The sequence below is a fragment of the Kribbella sp. genome (assembly GCF_035687465.1).
Lineage (GTDB): Bacteria > Actinomycetota > Actinomycetes > Propionibacteriales > Kribbellaceae > Kribbella.
On record NZ_DASRXP010000395.1, the window covers coordinates 1 to 6,372 of the forward strand.

Consider the following 6,372-nt stretch of genomic DNA (forward strand, 5'->3'; position numbering starts at 1 on the left):
ACTGGGTCGTGGCTGACGTCCCCGCAACCACCACGTCGCTGCCTGAGAACGCGGGCGTCCCGAACAGCAAATCCCTGCCCGCCGGGGCGCTGCAGCTCAGTGGTGACGCCGGTGCGTCCCGCTACATCGGCGGCGCGCCGCCGGCCGGCTCCGGCATCCACAACTACTACATCACCATCACCGCCTTGGACATCGCCAAGTCCGGTGTCGGTCCGACAGCGAGTGGCGCGCTGCTCGGCTTCACGATCGGCAGCCACACGATCGCTCGTGCGACGTTGATCTGTCCGACTGCCGCCGAGTGAACGAGTTCAGCCGTTGAGCAAGGCGATCAGGGCTGGGCGATCTGGGAGCTCCTCGGGGCGAATGACGTCGCCGGTGCGGACGTAGTAGAAGGCGGCGCCTACCTGGTCTACGGGGAGTCCGAGGAGTTCGGCCCAGGCGACTCGGTAGATGGCTAGTTGGAGGGGGTCGGCGGTTTCGCTGCGGCTGGTTTTCCAGTCGATGACGTCGTAACCGCGCGAACCATCCGGGCGGATCACCTGGTAGACCGCGTCGATCCGGCCGCGGACCACTCGTCCACCGATGGACAGGGCGAAAGGGGCCTCGATCTCGTACGGCAGCTTCTCGCCGTACGGGCCCACCCGGAACGCGTCCATCAGCTCGGTCAGGTCCGTGTCGTCGACGATGCCCTCATCCGCCGCGCCTGGTAGGTCGTCCGGATCCAGCAGCAACTGCTGCCCGAAGTAACTCTCGACCCAGGCGTGGAACCGGGTGCCGAATCGCGCCGCCCGGTTGGGTTTGCGGGGCATCGGCCGGGCCAGGTCCGTTGCCAGGCCGTCCGGATCCTTCGCCAGCTTCATCACCTGGGTCGCGGACAACGCCGACGGCAGCTCGACGTCGTACGCCTTCCGGCTCCGGCTTTCCCTTGCCTCTGACAACAACCGCTCGAGCTCCGAGTCCCAGCGCGCCACCGTCGCCTGCTCGTCGAGCAGCAGCGATTCCTCGGCGTCCAGCGAAGGACCCTCCGCCCGCGCCTGCTGGACCAGCGCCACGGAATCCACCCGCCGCTGGTACGACGCCGCGTCGTACGGCGCCGGCCACGCGGCCTGGGTCTGCTCCGCGAGCTCCGGATTCTCCTCGTTCAGGTCGGGCTGGGGCGCCCAGTCGACCACCCGCTCCCCCGCGTGCTTCTTCAGCATCTCCAGGTACGCCGAGGGCCCGCGCGGGCGTTTCTGCGTCGGCCCCCACCAGTGCCCGGTGGCGACCAGGATCTCCTTCGCCCGGGTGAACGCGACGTACCCGAGCCGTCGTTCCTCCAGCGCGTTCACGTCCTTGCACTCGTCCGCGAAGGCCTTCAACCCCGCGTTCGACAGGTCGTGGAAGTCCGGCAGCGTGTCGGCATCACCACGCAACGGCCACGGCAGCACCTTCGCGTTGGTGGTCCACTTGTCCCGGCCACGATCCGACGGGAACACCTTGTTCACCAGCGTCGGCACGAACACGACCGGCCACTCCAGACCCTTCGACCGGTGCGTGGTGAGCAGCTTCACCGAATCAGCTTCACTCGGTACTGCGAGGTCGAGGCCGGCCGCATACTCTTCCTCCGCGGCCAGATACGCGAGCAGGCCGTCCAGCGATCCACTCGACTCCGTCGACACAAAGTTGCCCACGGCATCCAAGAACGCGGCTAGGTGGTCCCGCCGCCCCGAGTCGACGTGATCCGGCGTCGCGGTCAGTTCCACATCCAGCCCGATCGTGCTGATCACCCGGCGCACCAGATCCAGCAGCGGCTCTCCCGCATGCGCCCGCAACTCCCGGAGCTCGTCGGACAACTCCTTGAACCGCACCAGCGCCTCGGCGGAGTAACCCCAGCCTGACGGACCAGGATCATCCACAGCCTCGGCGAGCGAGATCACCTCGGTCGAGTCCATCCCCGCGACCGCCGCATCCAACGCAGCCACGAGATCATCGGCGGCGGGCCTCTCGCCACCATCCGCCAATGCACGAGACCGGTTAGCCAGCAGCGCCAGATCCCGATGCCCGATCCGGTAGCGCGGACCGGTGAGGATCCGCAGCATCGCCGCGTTCGCGGTCAGGTCGTTCACGGCTTGCAGGGTCGCAACCACATCGACGACCTCAGGCAGTGCGAGCAGACCACCCAGGCCGACCACCTCGACCGGGACCTTCCGCGAGATCAGCGCCTCGTGCACCGCGCTGAGATCCACATTGGTCCGCATCAGGATGCCGATGTCCTTCCACCGGCGATTCGGCGTACGGTGCGCGGCCACGATCGAGTCCGCGACCCATTCGATCTCCTGCGACCGGGTCTCGAACAGTCCGACGGTGATCGCACCCTCCGGAGCCCCCTCGGGCGCTTCCAGCGGGATCACCCCGGGATGCTGCTTGTAGAGCTCGGCCGCGTGCTGGTTCGCCGCCGCCAGGATCTTGCTCCCGCAGCGACGATTCACACTCAGCACGTACCGCGTGGCCGGCGTACCGTCTGCGTTGCGGAAGTGCTCGGGGAACTCGTCGAGGTTCGCGACGGAGGCGCCGCGCCACCCGTAGATCGCCTGGCATGGGTCGCCCACGGCTGTGACCGGATGCCCGTGCTCGCCGAACAACGCCGTCAGCATCCGACGCTGCGAGACCGACGTGTCCTGATACTCGTCCAGCAACACGACTTTGTACCGCGACCGCTCGATCACGGGAACCTCGGGACACTCCTCCGCGAGCCGCGCCCCGAGCGCCATCTGATCCGCGAAGTCGACGACGCCCCGCTCAACCTTGTACGCCTGGTACTCCTCCACCAGCTGCAGGATCTCGCCCCGCTTCAGCGCGGTCTCCGCCAACTTCTTCACCTCGACGGTCTGCTTCCGCGCCGCCGCGACCTCGGCTCGTACTGCCTCATCATGAGCCCGTACGTCGTCCGCCCGCAGCAGGTGGTCCGCCAACTCCCCGTCGAGCGCGAGCAGGCTGTTCACCAACGTCGGCACGTGATGCGACGCGAACCGGATCGGCCCGGACGACCGCCGTACGACACGTCCCGCGAGCTGGAACCTGGTCGCGTCCGCTAGCACCCGCACGTCCGGCTCGAGGCCGAGCCGCAACCCGTGCTCGCCGATCAACGTGCCGGCAAATGCGTGGTACGTCGAGACGACGGGCTCCCCTGGTTCCTCGGGCTCCCAGTTGGGGATGTTGCTCCGCAGGTGGGCGGCCAGGATCGGATGCTGCTCGGGAGGCAGGGTCGAAACGAGGACGCCCGCCTTCGTCAGATCCTCGCGGATCCGCACGTCGAGCTCGTTGGCCGCCTTCTTGGTGAAGGTGAGGCCGAGCACCTCCTCCGGCTTCACCTGCCCCGTGCAGATCAGCCAAACGACCCGGGCCGCCATTGCCGTCGTCTTCCCCGACCCGGCGCCCGCCACAATCACCCCAGGCGCCAGCGGCGCGGTGATCGCTTCCAGTTGCTGATCACTAAACGGAATCCCCAGCAGATCGCAGAGCTCGGCCGTCGAAGTCAGCTGCGCGCGCATCAGACGATCTCCCGACCTTCGGGCTGGATCGGGCAGAGGCCGCGAACGTCGCACCGGGCGCAGCCGTCGTTGCGCTTGGCAACGAACTCTTCCGAGCGAACCATCGCTGCAGCGTCCTCCACTGCGTCGTCCAGCCAGGTGCGGCCATCGTCATCCGGTGCGAGCGGCGCCTGCGGCTGCACCTTCGGAAACCCGCTGTCGTCATGCCGCAGCTGAACCAGCTCAGCGCCACCGCTGCGAGGCTCTTCGCCGAGCTCCTCCATCTGACGAGAGGTGATCGCGCGCTGGTAGATCGCCAACTGGACGTGCCGCTCGAGCGCGGGCTTCGTCGGCATCGATCTGCCGGTCTTCAGGTCGACCACCCGGACCGCGCCGTCGCTGTCCTGTTCGAGGCGGTCCATCCGCCCTCTCACCTGGACCGCCGGCTTGTCGGTATCCGGCAGCAGTACGTCGAAGTCCACCTCGGTGCCGAGCAGCGTGCGATCCGGCCGGCCCTTGTGCCACGCGACGAACCGGCGCAACGCCTCCTCGGCCTCGACCCGCTCGCGATCGGAGATCCAGCTGGACTCGAACTCCAACTCCGTCCAGACCTTGTCGAGCCACCCGTTCAGCTCATCCACATCAGGTGGCAGCGTCCCCGTGGCGACCGCATCCGCCAACGTGTGGAGCACCATGCCGAATCCGATGGCCGAAGTACTGGGCACTTCGCCGCCTGCGCGACGCTGCAGGAACCACCGCAGCGGACAGTCCACGATCGTGCTGAGTGCACTCCCCGACAACGGCACGGGCAGGTCCGGGTTGGCGATCGGTCGCTCGGACCGAGTCCGTTCCCGCACGCCCCACCAGCGCTCTGGATCGGCCGTCGGGACGAGCGGATACTCCCGCTCGTCGACGGCATCCGCCAAATGCGCCAACCGGTCGGCAGCGACCCTGCGCAAGGCAGGTGACGACCCCGGATCGGCAAGCACACAACGAAGATCCGCGACCAGGCCCGGCAGGGACAGCGGCCGCCGAGGACGCCCCGCGACCAGCTTCAAAGGAATGTCCAACTCTGCCAGCAGACGTGACGGCTGATCCCCATCCGCCTCCGGCGCCTGTACGGCGGTCACGATCAATCGCTCCCGCGCCCGCGTGATCGCCACGTAGAACAGCCGCCGCTCCTCCGCGAGCAACGCCCCAGCGGAGAGCGGCTCGACTAGACCGTCGGGCCCAAGCCTGTCCGGCTCCAGCAGTGAACCCCGCCGCCGCAGGTTCGGCCACTGCCCTTCCTGCACACTCGCCACCACGACGAGCCGCCACTGCAAACCCTTCGACCGGTGCGCGGTCATCAACTGCACCCCGGCCTCGCGATACGTCCCGTCGAACCGGTTGTCCGCGGCGATGTCCAACGACTCCAGCTCGCTCAGGAACGCCGAGACCCCCTTGAACCCGACCTGCTCCTCCGCCCGACCGGCCGCGTCGAACAAAGCACAAAGAGAATCCAGATCCCGGTTCGCCGACCGCGCGACCTCGCCGCCGCTGTTCGCCTGACCTCGGAGTCGCCTCAGCCAAGGCGATTCGGACCACAGGGACCACATCACCTCGTCCGGCGCGGCTCCCGCCGTTACGATATTCCTTGCCTTGAGCAACCTCTCGCCGAGAGCGGCAAACCGCGCCTCGGCCGGGGACGCCTGCTCGTCGAGCGTGAGCGGATCGACCAGCGCCTCGCGCAGCAACTCATCCGAGGATCGCGGCAACCGCTGACCACCCGCGGCCTCGCGATCCCGCTTCCGCAGTACCCGAGCAAGTCGGCGCAACTGCCCCGCATCCATCGCACCCAACGGCGACAACGCCAATGCCCGCACTACGTCAACTGTCAGCGTCTGTGGATCCGCAACTGCCCGCAATGCCAGCAACATCGGCCGTACTGCGGGCTCGCGGGACAGCGGGAGCTCGTCACCGGCCACGTCCACCGGGATCCCCGCGGCCGCGAGAGCCCGGCGCAACGGTGGGATCGAGCGACTGCCGGACCTGACGAGCACGGCCATCTCGTGCCAGCCGACTCCGTCTTGCACATGGGCCCGGCGGAGCAGGTCCGCGATGTGTTCGAGCTCGGCGCCGCTCGTCGAGTAGAGGTTCGCCTCGACCTTGCCCGGGCCGTAGACGGAGGCGCTCGCGTCGGGATTGCGGAACCGCTCGAAGGTGTCGCGGTCGAGGGTGCCGGGCACGCCCAGGCGATTCACCACGTTGCGGGAGACGCGTTGCAGCGTAGTACCGAATCTTCTGGTCGTGGCGAGGGCGATCTGGTCTGCCTGGGCGCCGGACGCAGTACGGAACTCGTCGGTGAAACGCAGCAGGCCGCGCACGTCCGCACCGCGGAAGGTGTAGATCGACTGGTCCGGATCGCCTACCACGACGAGGTCGCGGCCGTCGCCGGCGATCGCCTGCAACAGCTTGGTCTGGCCGGGATCGGTGTCCTGGTACTCGTCGACGAAGACGACCTTGAACTCCTCGCGGAGCTTGGCCTGGACCTCGGGTTGCTGGGCGAGGATCACCGCTCGGTGGATCAGCTCGGAATAGTCCAGCACCTGCTCGTGGTCGAGGATCTGCAGGTACTCCTCGAAGAAGTCGCCGACCGCGACCCACTCGGACCGGCTGGCGGACTGACCGATCGCGGACAGATCCTCGGGGTCGAGCCCGAGCTGCCGCGCCTTGCCGATCACGGCCTGCACCTCGTCGATGAACCCGCGCGTCTTCAAGGCCGGATGCAGGCTGCTAGGCCACTGCACCAGCCCGACCTCGCGACTCCCACCGAGCGCCTCACTCAACCGCAGCGACTGCTCAGGCCCGGACGGCAACCGCA

At 68.0% G+C, this 6,372-nt stretch carries 3 protein-coding genes; 1 reads left to right on the plus strand and 2 read right to left on the minus strand.

The window, feature by feature from the left end; all coding sequences use genetic code 11:
- A partial coding sequence (locus tag VFG33_RS20680; protein ID WP_325054556.1) for a YbhB/YbcL family Raf kinase inhibitor-like protein occupies positions 1–302 on the plus strand: 302 nt, incomplete at its 5' end.
- Between the two features lie 6 nt (positions 303–308).
- Here VFG33_RS20680 and VFG33_RS20685 read toward each other — a convergent pair.
- Positions 309–3,530, minus strand: coding sequence for an ATP-dependent helicase (locus VFG33_RS20685; protein WP_325054557.1), 3,222 nt, complete (start codon positions 3,528–3,530; stop codon positions 309–311).
- The coding region (locus VFG33_RS20690) for an ATP-dependent helicase (protein WP_325054558.1) at positions 3,530–6,372 on the minus strand (2,843 nt) is incomplete at its 5' end. The genes VFG33_RS20685 and VFG33_RS20690, both read right to left, overlap by 1 nt.

Excerpts from the sequence above, each read along its gene's own strand:
- VFG33_RS20685 (WP_325054557.1), bottom strand. The coding sequence starts at position 3,530 with ATGCGCGCGCAGCTGACTTCGACGGCCGAGCTCTGCGATCTGCTGGGG.